This window comes from Modestobacter sp. VKM Ac-2983 (genome assembly GCF_026967885.1).
Classification (GTDB): Bacteria; Actinomycetota; Actinomycetes; order Mycobacteriales; family Geodermatophilaceae; genus Modestobacter.
In genome coordinates, this window is the sequence record NZ_JAPVBK010000002.1 from 104,010 (window position 1) to 121,137 (window position 17,128).

9 protein-coding genes are annotated in these 17,128 nt (G+C 67.1%); 4 read left to right on the forward strand and 5 right to left on the reverse strand.

The genetic code is table 11. The annotated features are described in order from the left end of the window. Nucleotides 1-72: 72 nt before the first annotated feature. Nucleotides 73-534: a very short patch repair endonuclease gene (locus O2W18_RS07005; protein WP_331254064.1), complete on the reverse strand. Its 462-nt coding sequence runs from the start codon at nucleotides 532-534 to the stop codon at nucleotides 73-75. A gap of 50 nt (nucleotides 535-584) precedes the next feature. On the opposite strand from O2W18_RS07005, the gene O2W18_RS07010 reads away from it, so the two are divergent. Together O2W18_RS07010 and O2W18_RS07015 are read left to right on the forward strand one after the other, a co-directional pair. After that, nucleotides 585-1,697 carry a DNA cytosine methyltransferase gene (locus O2W18_RS07010; protein ID WP_269186829.1) on the forward strand — a complete coding sequence of 371 codons (1,113 nt, stop codon included), beginning with the start codon at nucleotides 585-587 and terminating at the stop codon, nucleotides 1,695-1,697. Between the two features lie 7 nt (nucleotides 1,698-1,704). After that, on the forward strand, nucleotides 1,705-2,817 hold the full coding sequence (locus tag O2W18_RS07015; protein ID WP_269186830.1) for a DNA cytosine methyltransferase: 1,113 nt from the start codon (nucleotides 1,705-1,707) through the stop codon (nucleotides 2,815-2,817). Nucleotides 2,818-2,853: 36 nt separating this feature from the next. Here O2W18_RS07015 and drmB read toward each other — a convergent pair whose 3' ends face one another. Genes drmB through O2W18_RS07035 form a run of 4 tightly spaced genes read right to left on the reverse strand, consistent with a single transcriptional unit; the run spans nucleotide 2,854 to nucleotide 14,220 of the window. Then, on the reverse strand, nucleotides 2,854-4,587 hold the full coding sequence (gene drmB, locus O2W18_RS07020) for a DUF1998 domain-containing protein (protein WP_269186831.1): 1,734 nt from the start codon (nucleotides 4,585-4,587) through the stop codon (nucleotides 2,854-2,856). Beyond that, nucleotides 4,584-7,775: a helicase-related protein gene (locus tag O2W18_RS07025; protein ID WP_269186832.1), complete on the reverse strand. Its 3,192-nt coding sequence runs from the start codon at nucleotides 7,773-7,775 to the stop codon at nucleotides 4,584-4,586. Before O2W18_RS07025 ends, drmB begins: the two co-directional genes overlap by 4 nt. Then, complete coding sequence (locus O2W18_RS07030; RefSeq protein WP_269186833.1) at nucleotides 7,766-9,577, reverse strand: UvrD-helicase domain-containing protein; 1,812 nt, start codon at nucleotides 9,575-9,577, stop codon at nucleotides 7,766-7,768. The genes O2W18_RS07025 and O2W18_RS07030 overlap by 10 nt, the downstream gene beginning before the upstream one ends. Beyond that, nucleotides 9,574-14,220 carry a DEAD/DEAH box helicase family protein gene (locus O2W18_RS07035; protein WP_269186835.1) on the reverse strand — a complete coding sequence of 1,549 codons (4,647 nt, stop codon included), beginning with the start codon at nucleotides 14,218-14,220 and terminating at the stop codon, nucleotides 9,574-9,576. Before O2W18_RS07035 ends, O2W18_RS07030 begins: the two co-directional genes overlap by 4 nt. Before the next feature lie 329 nt (nucleotides 14,221-14,549). Between O2W18_RS07035 and O2W18_RS07040 the strand changes: the two genes are divergently transcribed. Next, a complete protein-coding gene (locus O2W18_RS07040; RefSeq protein ID WP_269186836.1) occupies nucleotides 14,550-15,056 on the forward strand; it encodes a hypothetical protein in 507 nt (168 codons plus the stop codon). A gap of 570 nt (nucleotides 15,057-15,626) precedes the next feature. Continuing rightward, nucleotides 15,627-16,877 carry a hypothetical protein gene (locus O2W18_RS07045; RefSeq protein ID WP_269186837.1) on the forward strand — a complete coding sequence of 417 codons (1,251 nt, stop codon included), beginning with the start codon at nucleotides 15,627-15,629 and terminating at the stop codon, nucleotides 16,875-16,877. The last annotated feature ends 251 nt before the right edge of the window (nucleotides 16,878-17,128 follow it).

Below are 17,128 nucleotides of genomic sequence, written 5' to 3' on the forward strand. Positions count from 1 at the left end.
CCAGTCTCGTAAGCACCAGCAGTTCGGTTCGTGCAACCTCAGGTGTCCGCAGTTAGAGGCCCGCCCCGGTGATCAACTGTCTGCACGCGAAGGCTCGCAGGCGGCGGCGCGCACTGCCGCCTCCACCGAGTCTGCAGCGCTCACCGGGCTCTCGTGCTCCCAGAAGCGAAGGACCGTCCAACCGAGCCGGCGGAGATGCCCATCGGTGTCACGATCCCGGCTGATGTTCGTCTCCAACTTAGTCGCCCACCAGTCGGCGTTCGTCGCCGGCGCCGTCCGGTGGTCAGGACACGCATGCCAGAAACAGCCGTCGACGAAGACCGCGATGCGCCGCCGGGTGAAGGCGATGTCGGCACGCCTGCGTGGCATACCGGGTAGCGGCCAGTCGACGCGGAACCTCAGTCCGCGTCGGTGCAACTGACTCCGCAGAGCGATCTCAGGGGCGGTGTCACGGCGGCCCTGTCGGGACATGCGCCGAGCCACGGACGGGTTGAGCGGCCGGGGGAAGGTGATGAGGCTGTGATCTTCGGTCATCGTCGGTCCGTCGCCTCGGGATCGTCATACCGGCCGGCTAGTCTTCGGCCGTGCAGTCCGCGCTCTCGCCGTCACCTTCCGTGCCTGAGGGCGTAGTCCCGGATCCGCGAGCGACGGTACTGGATCTGTTCAGCGGTGCCGGCGGGATGACGGAGGGTTTTCACGCCGCCCGAGCCTTCCGGACCGTTCAAGCGGTCGAGATGGACCCCCAAGCGGCAGCGAGCTACGCCGCAACGTTTGGCGACATCGTCCACGTCGGCCCGATCGGCGACTGGCTCCGGACCTGCGAGGTCCCGTCCGTCGACGTGATCATCGGGGGTCCACCGTGCCAGGGCTTCTCGACCTTGGGCAAGCGGGATGTGGAGGACGTGCGGAACGTCCTGTGGCGCGACTACGCCCGGACGATCGTCCGGGCACAGCCCAAGTACTTCGTGCTCGAGAACGTCGGCGCCTTCCTGAAGTCGAGTCAGTTCGGCGACCTCCGAGCGGCCACCGAGCCCGATGGTCTACTGGCGGATTACGACTTCGAGGCGGGCCTGCTGAACGCCGCGGACTACGGGGCGGCACAAGCCCGGCGTCGGACCATCTTGATCGGCCACCGTCGCGATGTCCCGTCACCTGGGCTGCCGATGCCGACGCATGTCGGTCGACACGTCACGCTCTTGGAGATCCTGGGTGGGGTGCCTCTACGCGTGGAGACGACCGACCTGCCTGAGCGTCGTACGCCGGTCGGTGGCCGCTCATTGCCAGGCGTCTTCTCCACGTCCGAGCTCCACATCGGTCGCACGTACTCGCCAATCTCGATGAAGCGCATTCGCTCCATCGAGGACAATGGCAATCGCTTCGACATTCCTTGGGAACTCCTGCCTGCCTGTTGGAAGAAGCACACCACCGGGTCCGCCGACGTCATGGGGCGCCTTTCCTGGCACAAACCGTCGGTGACGATCCGTACCGAGTTCTTCAAGCCCGAGAAGGGGCGTTACCTGCATCCGGTTGAGCACCGCGCCCTGACCCATTACGAGGCCGCCCTGATTCAGGGATTTCCTCCGCATCACAAGTGGGTGGGCTCCAAGGTGTCGATCGCCCGGCAGATCGGTAATGCCGTCCCGATTCCCCTGGGGAAGGCCATCGCCAGCCACCTCGCTCGCGCGCTAGCGGACTAGGGCGGCAGTGGGTCACTTCAAGCTGCTGGACGTGTTCGCGGGCTGTGGAGGCATGACGCGGGGGTTCCTGGATGACGGCGAGTTCGTCAGCGTCGGGGCGGTCGAGGTCGACCGGTCGGCCGCGGCCACTTACGCGGCGAACTTCGACCCGACGGGTGGTCACACGTTCGCCGGTGACATCGCCGACTACACGAACGTGCCTCGTGCCGATCTGGTGATCGGTGGGCCACCGTGTCAGGGCTTCTCTGCGCTCGGTAAGCGCGACCCCGAAGACGTCCGCAACCAGCTTTGGCGGGAGTTCGTCCGGGTCGTCCGGGAGTCCGACGCCCGGATGTTCGTCTTCGAGAACGTCGATCGGTTCGCGAAGACGCCGGAGTTCGAGCTGTTGCGCACCGCAGCGAGCAATGGTGGCGAGCTCGCCGACTTCCGTACCCAGGTCTTCCGTCTGAACGCCGCTGACTTCGGTACTCCGCAGAAACGAATTCGCACCATCATCATCGGTTCACGGATCGGACCCGTAGTCGAGCCGCCTGTAACTCACGCCAAGAACCCGATCGGCGATGTGCTGCGGTGGGTGAGCCTGCGTGATGCTTTCCTTGCCGGGCCTGTCGTCCTGGAGCCGGGCGTACGCGATGAGTGGTTCCCGGAGTCGACGGCAGACTTCCAGAACTTCCAGGTTCCTGGCCCCTTCAAGCTGAGGGACCTCCACGTGACACGGAGGTACGACCTCACATCAGAGATCCGGTACGCGCACATCGCACCGGGTAAAAGTCGACTTCAGCTCCCTGTCGAACTGCAGTACCCCTGCTGGAGGAAGAACCCGGCGGGTGCCAGTGACGTGCTGGGGCGGCTGCGTTGGGATCAGCCGGCGGTCACCATCCGAACCGAGTTCTTCAAGCCGGAAAAGGGGCGGTTCCTCCACCCGCAGTGGGAGAACGGGGGAGAACAGGTCAACCGCGCGCTCACGCACGCCGAGGCCGCGGTCGTGCAGGGCTTCGACGAGCGACACGTCTGGCACGGGACGAAGGCCGAAATCGCCCGACAGATCGGCAATGCAGTGCCGCCCCCGCTGGCGCGGGCGGTCGCAGGCGTAGTGGCTGACCGCCTGCAGGCCGGCTGACTCCCCGGGCAAGTGGGTGCCCGGGGAGTCCCGCACTTACATGCCGTCGGGTCGCAGCCCGCTGAAGAAGCCCGCCCCGGGGTCCTTCGGCGTGCCGATCAGCAGCCCTCGGTCCAGCAGGACGTTTTGCTCCTCGCAGGACGTCTCGGGGGCCAGGACGCAGGCATGGCAGGCAGCCAGGTTCAACCCGTCCGTCCCAGCGCCCGTCGATTCGATGCATACCGGGTCCGAGGAACACCACGCGAGGCGTTCGATGCCCTCGACGAGGAGCCGACCGATCTTGTCCTCCTCTGCCTGGGCCGCCAGGCCTCCCAGGCTGCCGGCCGAGTCGGACGTCGCCGTGTAGACCAGGATGCCGGACATCGACTCGTCGACGAAGAGCCGCTCGCGGATGGACGCAGCGGGATACCCCGCGTCCAACGCCAACTGGTCGATGAGGACGTGGGCCAGGGTGTGCAGCAGCACGTGGCAGGCGTCCACCTCCCGGGTGATCGGGCGGCGAGCAGCTTCGTCGGCAGCGTCCGACGCCTTCTGGATCCGTGAGCGGCGGCCCTCGGCGAAGGGCAGCGCGCCCCATTCGCGCAGCGCCTGGGTGTCGAACTGCAGGAAGATCCCCTCGCCGATGACCTCGATCGCAGGCAGCCACGACTCATTCTTCGTGCTGAGCTCGCACAACCGAGGGTCGGAGGTGTCGGTGATGGCGGCAAGTCGCGAGAACCCGAAGAGCGCTCGGACCTCCCGGAGCCTCGTCACCTTCCGTATCGCCGTCACGAGGGACGAGATCTCCTCGGGAACTGGACGCTCAAGACACACGAAGTCCGATCCGTCCCGCACCTCCGGGCGGCCGTCGAGCAAGGCCCGGTACTCATCGCGGCGAAGGCCCGCCTCAGTGACATCTTCGTCCCCGGCCTCCTGCTCATGGCGTCTCCGGGTCTCCCGGATGATCTCGTCAGCGGCGAAGCGCTCCCGGCTCTTCTTGACCAGGCCGTCGATCAACCACGGTGCGTCGACGGCCTCTGGAGCCTGCAAGGTCTGCCATTCCCGGTCCACGAAGCGCGCGAGCGCCTCGGAGAACGGTGGGATCGAGATCGCCGACCGCACCGCGGGGAACCACACGTTGGACGCGCCGCGCTGCAACGTCCTCGGCGTCTGATCGCACTCCTGCTTCGAGTCCGGGCCCAGCCACGGCCGCTCCCCGCGGCAGCGGGTGATCCCCTTGAGGGCACCGGCCTCGAAGGTGCCGTCCAGGCCCACCGGTGCGATGCCGCACGTGCACTCCACGACCAGGTCCGCGAGCGACGACGTCCGACCACGACTCCGGAGTCGGAGGTCGTGATCCCCCGATGAGGTCTCTCCGCGACCGGCATGCGCCCATTCGAAGTACGGGAACTCGCCCGCATGTCCGTTGGGGCAGGCGACGATGAGTCGAGAGGGCGTCAGGGGAGCTGACGGTTTGCAGAGCTTGCAGACCGCCTCGCCCCAGGGGGAGCCGAAGTCCTGCGGGCGACCGATCCTGCGGCAGTCGGGGCAGATCTGCCGCTGAGGAAATCGCACGACCGGCACGTCCCGCCGACTGCCTGCAGGAGGCATGAGCAATGAGGTCACACCCAACGACCGCGCGAGACGGGGTTCACTCGCGGGCTCAGCTCGTGAGGTGTCCCAGTCCTGGAGGCCCGCGATCATGAAGCTGGTGTTCTCGGAGGGGAACAAGCCGCCCACCCCGAAGGTGGAGACCAGCTGGCTCCGGCGTGCCTTGGGATTCGCGCTCATCGCTCTCTCCTGTGAACTACTTGGTAAAGGCTGCTCTCCGCGTCCACGTCACGCAGGCTCTGCAGCGTGGGCCAGGGCACTTGGCCCTGGGCGAAGTCAGGGATGTCCGGGTTCACCAGCATCGCCGCGGGATCCACCAGCAGCGAGGCCTCCCAGTTGTCCCGGAGCGAATAGACCAAGCCGGGCTTGGAGCGAGCTACGTCCAGCCACTCCTGCACGAGCCCCTGCAGCTGCTGTTCTGTCTCGTCACCGTCCTCGGAACAGTCCCGCGCGCGTTGGGCGATGATCGAGGCCGCGAGCTCGAGCTTGTCCCGTTGGCCGTCCGCGAAGCCCGCGCCCTTGCTAGGCGCGAGATCGTTGAAGAGGAGTCGGACGATGGAGGTCAGCACACCGTGCAGACCTCGGTCCCGAGCCCTGGCCGCAAAGGGCGTCGCGCTCGTCGCCTCGACCGACCGGTAGACCGCTTGGTGGAAAGGGACGAAGTTCTCGAAGTGTGACCGGTCTCGGGAGCGCGACGAGTTGAGCATCGTCACGACGAGCCCCGGATGCTTACGCCCCACGCGGCTGGTCGCCTGGATGTACTCGGCGCTGGACTGGGGTTGGCCCATCACGGCCATGAGGCCGAGCCGGTCGACGTCGAGGCCCACGGAGATCATGTTGGTCGCGAGCACAACGTCGTCGGCGGCTCGGTCCGGCAGCGAGACCTCGAGGTTCTTCAAGGCTCCAGGGATGTCCTTTGCGTTGACCCGACTCGTCAGTTCCGAGGGTGGGCGAAGCCGTCGTTCCTTCGTCCCGCTGAGGCGGGCGAGAAGTCCGAGGCGGGCCTTCACGTCATCGAGAACTTGGAGCTGAGCAGACCCCAAGACGCGCAAGCTGCCGAAGTAGCCCATCAACGTCCAATAGGGGTCTCGTGTATCGACGTCGGCGGGAATGTCCTGCGCACTCTGCAACAGCGACGCGTAGACCCTGATCATCAGTGTCTGGTGACTGGTCCCCGGAGCCATGACACCGATGTACGCCCGGTCGCCGAGCTCCTGAGACGAAGCCGGCTCCGCGAAGAACGACAGGTCGGGATCGATGCCCGGCGGTGGGAACTGGGCAGCGCTCCGGTTGAAGACCGCTCGCACCTGCTCGGTCGCGCGACGGATGGTCGCGGTGGAGGCCACGATCTTGGCCTTCCCTGCGGGCGCGTTGAACGGCGCATCTGCATCGACCGCGCAAGCCGCATCGACCGCAGTCTCGTAGAGCCCGACCATCGAGCCCAGCGGCCCGGAGATCAGGTGGAGCTCGTCCTGGATGATCAACTCCGGGCGGTGACCCCGACCGTCCCGGGCGAACAACGCCCCGGCCTTCTCGGTCCAGGCCATTCGAGCGAACTTGTCCACTGTCCCGATGACCAGCTCGGGACGCGCCCGATAGACGTCCTCGTCGACCAGGTGAACCGGGAGGCCGCCGGAGAAGTAGCAGCCTGCACGGCCGCAGGCGACGCGTAGGTGTCGTTCCGGGTGCTTCATGATGCGGTACTCGTCGGCACCCAGGCCGCCTCCGCACCAGGGGCACGCCAGCAGCTGGACAGGATTGCCCTCATCGACGTCGTGCCCCCGGGCCAGCTTGTTGAGGGCCTTGCGTGCGTCGTCGAGTGTGTTCGGTGTCGCGGCCCCGCCGACCCAGAGCCCGATCGAGAAGGGGTCAGACCCGAGCTCAGCACGTTGGCCCCGCAGGTACTCCAGGGCGCAGATGAGCGTTGTGGCCCGCTCGAACTGTTGGATGGTGAGCAGCCGCAGGGTGTAACGCATGATGACGGCGACTCCGGTCGCCGACGCGTCGCCGAGACGGCGGCGTGTGATGGTGAAGGCGATGAGCCCGAGATAGGCCTCCGTCTTCCCGCCGCCGGTCGGGAACCAGAGCAGATCGAGGACGTCCCGGTCCTCGTGGCTCGAGTCGTTTAGTCCAGCGAGATTGAGCAGGATGAAGGCCAGCTGGAAGGGATACCAGGCTTGCTCCGCTCCGGCATCGGGCTCGCCCGTTGCGCCGTTCCGAACCCAGTCCTGTCGTGCGCGTTGTAGCTGCATCGCCTCGTTCATCAACCGGAAAGCGCGCATGGCATCGGGGTCCCGACGCAGAACGTCGATCCCGGCTTCGATGCGGTCGGCAGCCTCGCCGGCGCGCTCCATGTGCCGCACGGCAACGCCCTCGAGCTTCTCGTCCACCACTGCGCGGTCGGCGGTGTCGCTCTCGCGGGCCGAGATCCAAGCTCGGTATTCCGAGACGATCGTCCCCAAAGTCTCGAAAACCTCCGCCGTGCCAGCAGTCGCCAGGTAGGACATCCGCAGATCGACGCCGGGAATCCGTCGTGGGCGAGCCCGCTTGAGCTCATGACCAGGCATGAATGTCGTCCGGACGGAAGAGACGGAGTTCGCGTCATCGACCTCCCACGTCGCGGCACAACCGTGTCCTGAGGCGAACGTCCGCGCGTTGCGGTAGAGAAGCGCGCCTGTAGCCAGGTCCTCGTCGCCCGGTGTCGGGATCATCGCTCGGTCGACGAACGCCGGAGCGTCGGCGAGGACCTCCATCGACACCTGGAACCAACTGCTCTCGTCGCGCAGCCCTCCTGTTGTCGCCTGTTTGTTGAGGAGGGCGGCGGTGACCGTGACTCGTCCGTCGACCGGCTTCCGGACGAGGACGTAGAGCTCCAGCCCTCGCGCCACCTCCACGCGGCGCGGACCGACCTCGTCCAACCTGACGGTCACGTCGTCCATGTCCGGCCGCACGCGTGTCCATGAGACGCGGCGTTGGCCCCGCGCGCGGGAGAGCTGGTCCGTTCCCTCGGTGGTGACCTCATCACCGGGCACGTACTGAGCGGCCGACGGGCGTACGACCACTGCGTCGACCTTCTGCGCGTCCACCGTGAACGTGATGCCTGCCGACGACGGGAAGCGCATGCGCGCCTGGGCAACCGGCGGATCGCTCGGCGCGGTGTCGTCGTCCCGGGCGTCCACCGGCTCTTCCGGCACTGCCTCCTGCGTACCGCTGTCCGACGGCCACAGCACGCCGGCGATGTACCGGTCGAGGGGCGACTCGTCGATGACCTCGTCATCGCCGCCACGAGGCCCGATGAGGTCGTCGTGCAGACGCCGGACCATTGCCTCACGGAATGCGTACTTCTCAGCCAAGCCCATCAGGTCCATCCCTCCCATTCGTTCTTCCAGTCAGGTCCTGCCAGGCCGGTGAGCCGCGGGACCAGCCACAGGCCACTGCCTCCGAGACCGGCGAACCGCGTGAGGTCCGGATCGCCGGCCACCGTCTCGACGGACGCGATCGCCATCCCGTGGATGGCTCGCGGCCAGTCACGGCCCCCGAACGGTCTGCCGAAGGTCGAGAGGAGGCCACGGCCGAAGTGCTCCGACGTCCGACCGACGAGCATCCCGTCCGCCGCCAGGTGCAGCGTGAACCGCGGCATGTTCGGTGCGGACCCCACCTCGAGCACCGCGATGAGCGGAGCGCCGGTGACGTCGCCACGGCTGAGTCGCGCCTGAACAGCTCGGCCGGAGCCGTCCTGCTCTGCGGTCGGTTTGATGATGTCCACGTCCTGAGAGACGGCTTCCATCGACACCGGGCGTCGCTTGCCCCGCCCCATCCAGGCGTGCACTGCCCAGCGACCGGACGGGAGGCGCGACACCATTGCCGCCTCCTGCGGGGCTTGGCAGAGGAACACCTCGTCACGCGCTCGAGACAGGGCGACATAGCTGACCCGCATCTCGGCCGCCGGGTCGGCGTCGATGTCGCCCCGCTCTTGCGCCGGCACGATAAGTACCCGGTCGAATTCGAGTCCCTTCGCCCGGTGGATCGTCGAGACCACGACCGACGCATCGTCAGCCGCGGCCAGGCCGAGGGGGGCTGACCCGGCGCGGAGTGCTCGTCTCAGAGCGCCGAGATCGAGGTGTTCCCGGTCGCGCGTGCGACGCTCGGCTTCTTTGAGTGCCACCCAGGCATCCACGGGGTCGATGTCCGACGTGGCGGCGTGCACCAGCGCGGTCACCTCGTCCCGGTCGAGGACGGGTGTCTCGGCCGCGCCGAAGGCGGCGCCGATCCAGCTGGCGACCCCTACGTCTTCCAGTGGTCGCCGGAGCACGTGCCGGACGCCCGCTTCGCGGAGGCTCTGAGACACCGTGAGCGCTTGTCCGTTGGTACGGCACAGGAGAGCGGTCGTCTGTGGCGCCCGGTCCACGAGGTTCGTCATCCCGGGGACGGGCCCCAGGTCGAGCAGATGGTCGATGAAGCTCGTCACCCGCTCACGTGCTGCCGCCCCGTCACCCAGGCGACGAACGTCCTCGCCGAGGTCCACCACTGCCAGCGGGTCTGTGCCGCGGGCGCGGTAGTCGACATCCAAGGCTGTCCTGCGGGCGCTCAAGCCGTCGACGAGCCGGGCCATGAGTTGCCCGGACGAGACCTTGGAGACGGATTCGTCCAGCTGCCAGTCGTAGACGGCTTGCAGCGGGTCACCGAGAGCCGTGAATCCACAGTCGGGCTCCAGTTGGCCCAGCACAGCAAGAGCCAGTTCCGCACGGTCCCCGACGAGGTCCTGGACCTCGTCGAGCAGGACGTGCCGGAGAGTCGTCACCCGCGGCGGCGGGTCATTTCGCAGCGCCGCCGTTGCTGCGCGGATCCGGCGGTCGAATCCCCCGACGGACGAAGGGTCCTCGCCGGCTTCGAGCAGCACCTGGGTGGCGAAGGAATCGAAGGTGCTGACGGCGATCATCCCGTGACCGCGGTCTTCAAGCCGACGACGCGCTGCTGCCACGGCGGCGCGGGAGAAGGTGAGCACCAGGACCTCGTCCGAGGGCAGCAGGCCGTGCACGTCGACGAGCTCGCGAACCCGGCCGGCTATGACCTCGGTCTTCCCACGGCCGGCCCCGGCGACGACCAGTAGTCGCTCCTCCGGGCCTGCCTCCACGATGGCTTGCTGGCTCGCATCGAACTCGAAGGTCATACGCCTTCACGCCACAGCGCGTCGAAGTGGTGGAACGCGAGCTGCTCACCGAAGGCGTCGATGTTGTCCCGGACGTTCACGATCAGTACCTCCTCGGATCCGCCGTTGCGCGGTCCGCGGAGTCCCCGGCCGATCATCTGCTGGTACCTGTTCAGGCTGAACGTCGGGCGGGCGACGTACACCGCACCGACCTTGGGGGCGTCGAAGCCCTGCGAGAGGACGTTGTAGTTGGTCAGGACACGGACCTCCCCGGACCTGAACTGGCGCACCATCTCGCGGCGCTCCGCCGGCGACGTGTAACTGGAGACCGCGGCCGCGGGCAGTCCTTCGTTGCTCAGGACAGAGGCCAGGATTTCCGCGTGCTGCACGGAAGCAGCGAAGACGAGCGCAGTGGTTCCTGCCTCCAGCTGCAGCAGGGAGTCGATGATCCGGCTGTTCCGGTCCTCGTCCATGGCGACCTGATTCAGGTCGATCCGGTTCTCCAGGAGACTGACCCCGTCGCCGGGGTCGCCGGCGAGCCGATTCCTGAGCGGAGTGAGCTTCATGCCGACGAGCTCCTTGTGCCGCACTCGCGCCAGGATGCCCAGCTTCTGCAGGTGCACATGGGGGTCGTCGTCGAAGAGCCCGTCCGTCAACAGGTTGCCGTCGTACCGGTTCACCAGTTGTTTGGTCTGGTCTTCATTCGTTCCCCGATATGGGGTCGCGGACAGTCCGAGCAGCGGCCGTTCTCGTTGTCTCGTGCCCCGCTCCAGCCAGTTGAAGAGAGCCGTGTAGGTCTTCGAGACCGAGGTGTGAGCTTCATCGACGATTACGATCGAGGCGGTCTTGAGCCAGTCGTAACGCGTCTGGGTGGACAGTGAGGTCAGCTTGTCATCGGTGGCGACGACGACCTGTGCGCCGGAATTGACGCGGGCAGCGTCGTTGGAGGCCCAGAGCCGGTTGACGGTCAACTCTGTCTGGTGGGCGCCGACGGCCCGCCAGACGTACGACAGGGTCTCGACCGCCTGCTCGCAGAGCTCGTCGCTCTGCGCGATCCAGACGACGAGGGCTTCGGGATCCTCCTCTCGGATGTGGTCGATGACCGCTTCGACGGCTACCCGGGTCTTGCCGGAGCCGGTGGGCAGCGCAACGAGCCCGCGGGCCAGGCCATCAGCCCGGAAGACCCGACGCACGCGGTTGATCGTCTCTTCCTGGTAGTCGTGCAACCGGGGGAGTCGCACCGGCCCGTCGACCAGCTTGACCGCTTCTCGTTGTGCAGTGCGTGAGCCGGCGAACTCCTCGGGCAACCCCAGCTTCTGCGTGAAGGCGGCCGCCGTGCTCCCACCGTTCAGGACCGTGGGCACCGTCATGCCGCGAGCCTCGATCGCCGGACCGAGCCTGCGGAGAATCCCGGTCCCCGCGGCCGTTCGGGCCATCCGAGCGATCTCCACCGGTTCGAGAGCACGCCCCTGTCGTGACTGTGCGACCTCGATCGCCTCGGCGGGCACCAACTTCCTCAACTCCACCTCGCCGGCGAGGGCGAGCAGCTTGTCGTCGACAGACCCGGCAGCTCGAACGCTCCGGGCGACGTCACTCTGCTCACGCCGCTTGCCGATCTCGACCGTCTGTTCGAGTTGCCGCCGGTCGAGGCCCAATCGCAGCCCGACATTGACGGCCTCGAGCAGATCAGCCGTGGGCATGTCGTCGCGGAAGTAGAGGGTCTCGGCTTCCACGACGAACCGCTGGTCCGTCACGGAACGAGTCGTCCCCTCCTCTGCGACCACCTCGATGGCCAACTCGCGACAAGCGAGCAGTTGGTAGGAGGGCGCCAGTGTGGGGGCGGTCACCCGGAGCCCGGGGAACCGGTCCACGACGGAAATCGGATCACCCGAGGGCGCATGGAGCACCGCCCGGCGCAGCATGGACCGTGCGTCACCGAGCTCCCAGAGCGTTCGCAACACGTCGGCGTCCCGGTCGTCATCGACCAGCACGACGTCGATCGAGTCCCGGAGCAGGCCGTAGGCAACCGGGTCGTCCGTCACCACCACTTCGCCGGCAGGCGCGCTGTCCATTCCGCTGTCGTGCTCGACCCGCAGGCTCGGGGGACGGGCGCAACCCCCTCGTGCAGCAGCGGCATACAGGCGGTGGACCTTCGCGAGGTCGAGGGTCTCTTGGGCCAGGACGAGGAAACGCGACCACCAATCACCGTCAACCGACGTCCGGACGCTCAGTGCGGTCAGGGCGTTGGCGTCAAGGCCCACGGGCACTGGCAGCAGGTCCGCCGCCACACCTTCGATGGGGCCGACTGCACCCGTGACGGTGCAAGGACCGAGGGGTGTGTCGACCATCCCGTGTCGACGAACCCACCAGACCCCCGGGTTCACGAACAGCACCGGCTCGATCGACCCACGCGTCTCCGAGTAGACGGTCCAACTCTGATGTGCCAGCGCCATGACCTCGCGCGTCATCGCCACCTTGGCGGGCGTCGACAGTTTGGGGAGCAGTCCGATGTGTGCTGCCGTAGGGCCAGGGCGGATCGCAATGGAGCCTTGAGAGACGCGGACACCCCAACCTGCGGCGGCGCGCATGAAGGCCGACTCGGCTTCCTGACGCCACTCGTCGAACCAGGTCTCCTCCGGGATTCGAGACACCAGGCGGGGACCGGAGACAGCACCCAGACGGGAGAGCAACTGGTGGTCCGCCGCATGGAACCGCATGTCGACGGCCACTTCCGCGTCCCGGGAGCCGTCCGACGGGACGACTGTGCCTGGGAGCAGGCACTCGTTCAAGGGAGCCGGCTTTGCGGCCATCGTCCTCAGGGGTGTACCCCGCCGACCGAAGCCCGCCTCGAGGGCGCGTACGGCCTCGTCCGCGTCGACCTGTCGCACCAGTTCCCAGAGCCGTCCGACATCCGACCCGCTGACCGGTCCGCCGGTCATCCGGGCGATGTGCGCCGTCAAGCGCCCCACGGCGTCCAACGGCCTGATCCCGAGGCGGCGGAGGGCGGCCACGGTCTCGACGTCCTCGGTCAGCTCCTTGGCGACGAAGCCCGCCCCGGGGGAGGTGTCGGTCGGGTCCGGCAGGAAGAGCTTCCCCGCGAGGGGCGGTACCCGCTTTCCGTCGCCGCAGAGGACCGTGGCCGCGCGTCGCACTGCCGTGAGCTGATCGGCGTCGCCGATGTTGATCTGGTCGGCCAACTGGACGGCGACCATCGAACCTCGAGTGCTCGTGCCCGCCAGCGCCTCGAGCCACTGCTCGGTCGTCGACTCGGCCACCCGCGCCATCTCGAAGAGACGGGTCGCCTTCGCGCGTCGTTCCGTCCGGTCGTCGACAGAAGGGTGGATCCAGTTCACCGGACCGCCGTCGACACCCGCCCACATGGTGGCCCACCTGCCGCGCTCGGCCAGGAAACGTGGACTGAGGTTGACCTGCGTGATGCGGCGCGGCACACCGCTCATGTCCGGGATGCAGGGAGCGGACGTGACCGCGCGCATCACGGGTTCGTTGAGTGCGTCATCCGCCCACGACCTCGCTTCACGGCCACGCGCGGGCAAGATCTCGAGAATGCTGCAGGGATCATCGGGTTCGACCAGGTCGCCCAGGTTCTCCGCGATCATCCGAGGGAGCACCTGCTCGAGGATTTCCCTGTTGTAGGGCCCGTCGAGGATGTCGTGACGGTCCTCGGTGGTCTTGAACGGGGCGTTGACGACCCCCGAGAGAGTCGTGCGGGAATTGGTCGGGAAGAAGGCCCAGAACTGGCCGGCCAAGGCCCGGCCCTTGTCGGGAACAGCCCACACGACGCTGACCTCATCCCGGCCGGCGATCTCACCGGCGTCCGCGCGCGCAGACGGGGAAGGGCGGTGCCGCTGGCGGAAGACATGCCATCCCTCCGAGCCGGCTCCGGTGTCGAGCCGGACCCGCGCCCCCTCCCGTCGGGCCGTCCAGCCTCGACGACGACCCGTGATCCGGTCGTCCAGGTCCAATCGGAGCACGTGTTCCGTGAAGAGGAGGAACTCCGCGGGGAATCGGTCCAGCTCGTCTGACAGCCAATCGACGTCGGTCTTGAGTGGCAGACGGACGACAGTGCTGGCCCACTCCATCAGCTCCCGTAGAACGGGGTCGTGAGCGGCGGCCGCTGGCGCGTCGATCGGTTCCGCCAGTCGGAGAACTGGCGTGCGCTGAGCCGACGGAACGACTTCGAGGATGCGGCGTCTCGTCTGGGCACGGTCGAAGCGCAGGGAACCCGACCGGCTGATGATCTCCGGGGCGTCACTCAGCCCGAGTACCGATTTGAAGCCCAGCCCGAAGCGCCCGATCTGATCGCTTCGCTTCGTCGACAGGTGCGAGGCCATGAGTGCGGCGATGCCCGGAGGGGCGATCGGCTGGCCCTGGTTGGCGCAGTACAGGGCGTCTTCGGTCAGCACCACCGAGATCCGACCAGGATTCGAGATCATGGCGTCAGCGCCGTTCTGCAGCAGCTCATGCAGCTGCTTGCGGCCGTAACCACCTTCGACGTTCGAGATCTCGATGCCTGCGTCCTGCTCGACGAGGTTCGGCTTCGCCCGATACGCCTCGAGGCATTGGCTCGCCTCGCTGAGTATCGCGACGCCAATAGCGCCGTCGACCCCAGCCCAAGCGTCATCGCCCAGATGTGCCCCTGTCATGTCACGCTCCGTTTTAGCTGGCGCACCGTAAGCAGCTGGTACGACGATCTTGGCGCAAGCCCTCGGCGACCCTCGGGTCAGTACGGACGCTATGGATTCGGAAAGCAACATGTCACGGTTCGGGGCCACGCGTCGCGCCTTCGGGTGACAGAAGGTCCAGGGGGGCGCCTGGGGCAGTAGGGGTCGACGCGGTACGGAAGACACGGGTTGACGGCCCCTCGGTGACGACAAGTCGCGCGCCCAAGGCGGCTCACCCTCCGGGTGCTGTCCGCCGCGGCACGCCGGGAGGTGGGCCGGAATGGTCGGTCCCCTGCGGCAGGCTCCCGTGCGTGACGACCGAGATCAGCCAGAACAGCAACGTGCTCACCCCGCAGGCGCTGTACAAGACGGCCACGGGGCAGCGCCGGCATATCGCCCAGTGCCCGCACATCGTCGGCAAGCGCGTCGCCGAGGCATCCGATGGCCCGATCTGCGAGATGAGTCAGGCCGAGTTGGCCGGCGTGGGGCGGGAGTACTTCGACGATCTGGCCACCGCTCTCCCGGCGCTCGGCGCCTTCGGTGACACCTGGGCGGAGATCCTCCGGGTCACCGCCCAGGTCGAGCACGACGCTGTCTGGATTCCGAACAGCCGCAGCTACATCGCTCTCGGCCGGAACGGTCACGGCGTCGCATGGGTCGGGAAGACCTACGTGGACATCGCAGGCGGAGCCCGGGTCGAGTTGCCGGGCTACGCGCCCGGCTCGGGCGGCGGCGCTCCTCAGGACGTCCGCCGCGGGCCGGTCTGTGAGTCGTGCTTCATGGAGACGCCGCTGTCTGGCGTGCACCACTGCAGTTGAGCTCACCGCCCGAACACGAGTCCATCGACCCGACACTGGGGCCGTCGACGGAGCCGGTCGTCTGTTGCTGGCTGGACCTACGGTCCCACCTCGGCGTGAGCGACGTCCGGGAGGTCGATGGGCTGATCGACGACGAGGACGTCGACACCTGGTCGATCTAAGGCACGCGGGTGTCGTGGAAGTTCGGACGGAAAGGTGTGGGACCGGGCTGTCCTATCCGTTCGACCTCTCGGAATTCTGGGAGGTCGTCGCCCAAACGCAGCGGGAGCAGCTTCGTCGGTGGGAGGCGAGAGAGGGGATCACCGACTGACGGCATGCCACTCGCGGGATCTCCGCATCCCTGCGGCCGGCGCGCACAGGCAGGCGGGACTCGTGGGGCGCCGGTGACGCAGGGGGGCGCCACGCGTTTCGCCCCCCGCACTTGCGCTCCGCTGCCCCGCCGAACGCCTAACTTGTTCTTGGTGCCTTGACGTCAGACGTAGGGCTGTCGGCTTGAACAGGAAGTATGACGTGACTGTAGATAGCAATACGCTCGTACCGGTGTGGACCCTCGCTACCGAGGAGGTGTCTGTGCCAGACGTCTTCGGTGAAGAGTGCATGACACCCGCTCGCCTGGCCGAGCTGAGAACGGTCCTGGCGACGCTCGCGGCTTCTCCGATCACGACATTGGAAGCGTATCCGATGTCGACCGCGCACAAGCGCGATGGCGGCATCTCGCTGCATGCAGCCAGTCCGCTCGCGCAGCAGTTGTCGCAGCTCATGTCTCAGACGGCCAAGTCAGGTTCGACGGGGAATGTTGCCACCAGCGGTGAGATGCTCTACCGGATGGTTGTCCCGGCAAAAGTAGCCGCACAAGTCGGCAAGGGACTTGTCCGGTCGATGCCGTCAAAAGAGATCGCCGGGGGTGTTCACAGTGCTCTCATGAACTCCACGGGGATCGCAGCGAACGCGACCTTCGTTCCCGTGGCGGGTAAGGCGGCAGCTGCGGGTGCGGCAACAGGCTCTGCGGCCACAGCAGGTGTGGCAGTTGCGGGTGCTGGGGCTCTGACGGTAGCCGCGCCACTCGTGCTCATGGCTGTAGCGGTCAGTGTCAGCGCCTATGCCGATCATCAACGTCAGGCGGCGCTCGAGCGGATGACCGACCTGCTGGAGCAACTGCACGAAAACAAACTGGACGACGAGCGCAGCGAACTTGGCGGTTGTCGCGACGCCATCGACAAGGCGACCTCGATCCTCCTCGACCAGGGCCGCATCGGCGCGTCCCTAGGCCTCGATTCGGCCATGCACGCGATAGGCACGTCGATCGAACGGACTCGCAACCGGCTTACCAAGTGGCAGGCGTCGCTCGCTGCCCTGCCGGAGGGCCCGGTCGAGATCGGAGCCCTCACGAAGGCATTCCCCGGCATCAACGAAGAAGGTGGCGCGTTCCGTGCACACCTTGAACTCGCGAGGCTAGCGATTGCTCTCAAGCGCCGGGTGCTTGTCCTTCAAGCTGTTGAGCATGCGCAGCGGGAAGGGGCAAGCCACCCGTTCAAGACCTTCGTCCGCACCTTGCAGGACGACGAACGTCGCGTCGATGAACTGGAGCTTGACATTTCCACGATTCTTCTTCGACTGTCGACGCTCGAACTGAAGCCCTCCGGCGGTGTTCGCAGCTTTATGTGGACGCAAGGAGCTGTGGACGACCTGCTCAAGGTTGCCTACCGACTTCGCGCCCTGGGGGATGGCCTCCGCGGAGGGACCCAGCAATCTGACGTGGCGATCGAGATCGAACGAAGCAGCGATGGATCACTCGTCGTGTTTCCCGCTGTTGCTGCTTGACCGCATCGAAACGCCGTAAGTCAGGGCGCTCGCCCTTTTTCAACGAGCGTCCTGTGGCACGCGGAGGCATGCAAGGGCGCCGTCCACCAATAAGCGCCGACGCCGACGCCGGAGGGGAGAGTGGCGGCCCAGCAGATCGTGCGGCGCATCGCCGGCTGAGCCTAGACACGAGGATGTTCTGCTGACGGTCCGCGGTTTACGCCTGAGCGGGATAGCCCAGCCCTAGCGTCCGCGGGCCGACGGCCGACGGC

Bases quoted from the DNA above. Each gene is read 5' to 3' on its own strand.
- O2W18_RS07005 (WP_331254064.1), bottom strand. From the start codon at position 534: ATGACCGAAGATCACAGCCTCATCACCTTCCCCCGGCCGCTCAACCCG.
- drmB (WP_269186831.1), bottom strand. From the start codon at position 4,587: ATGAGCGCGAATCCCAAGGCACGCCGGAGCCAGCTGGTCTCCACCTTC.
- O2W18_RS07025 (WP_269186832.1), bottom strand. From the start codon at position 7,775: ATGGACCTGATGGGCTTGGCTGAGAAGTACGCATTCCGTGAGGCAATG.
- O2W18_RS07030 (WP_269186833.1), bottom strand. From the start codon at position 9,577: ATGACCTTCGAGTTCGATGCGAGCCAGCAAGCCATCGTGGAGGCAGGC.
- O2W18_RS07035 (WP_269186835.1), bottom strand. From the start codon at position 14,220: ATGACAGGGGCACATCTGGGCGATGACGCTTGGGCTGGGGTCGACGGC.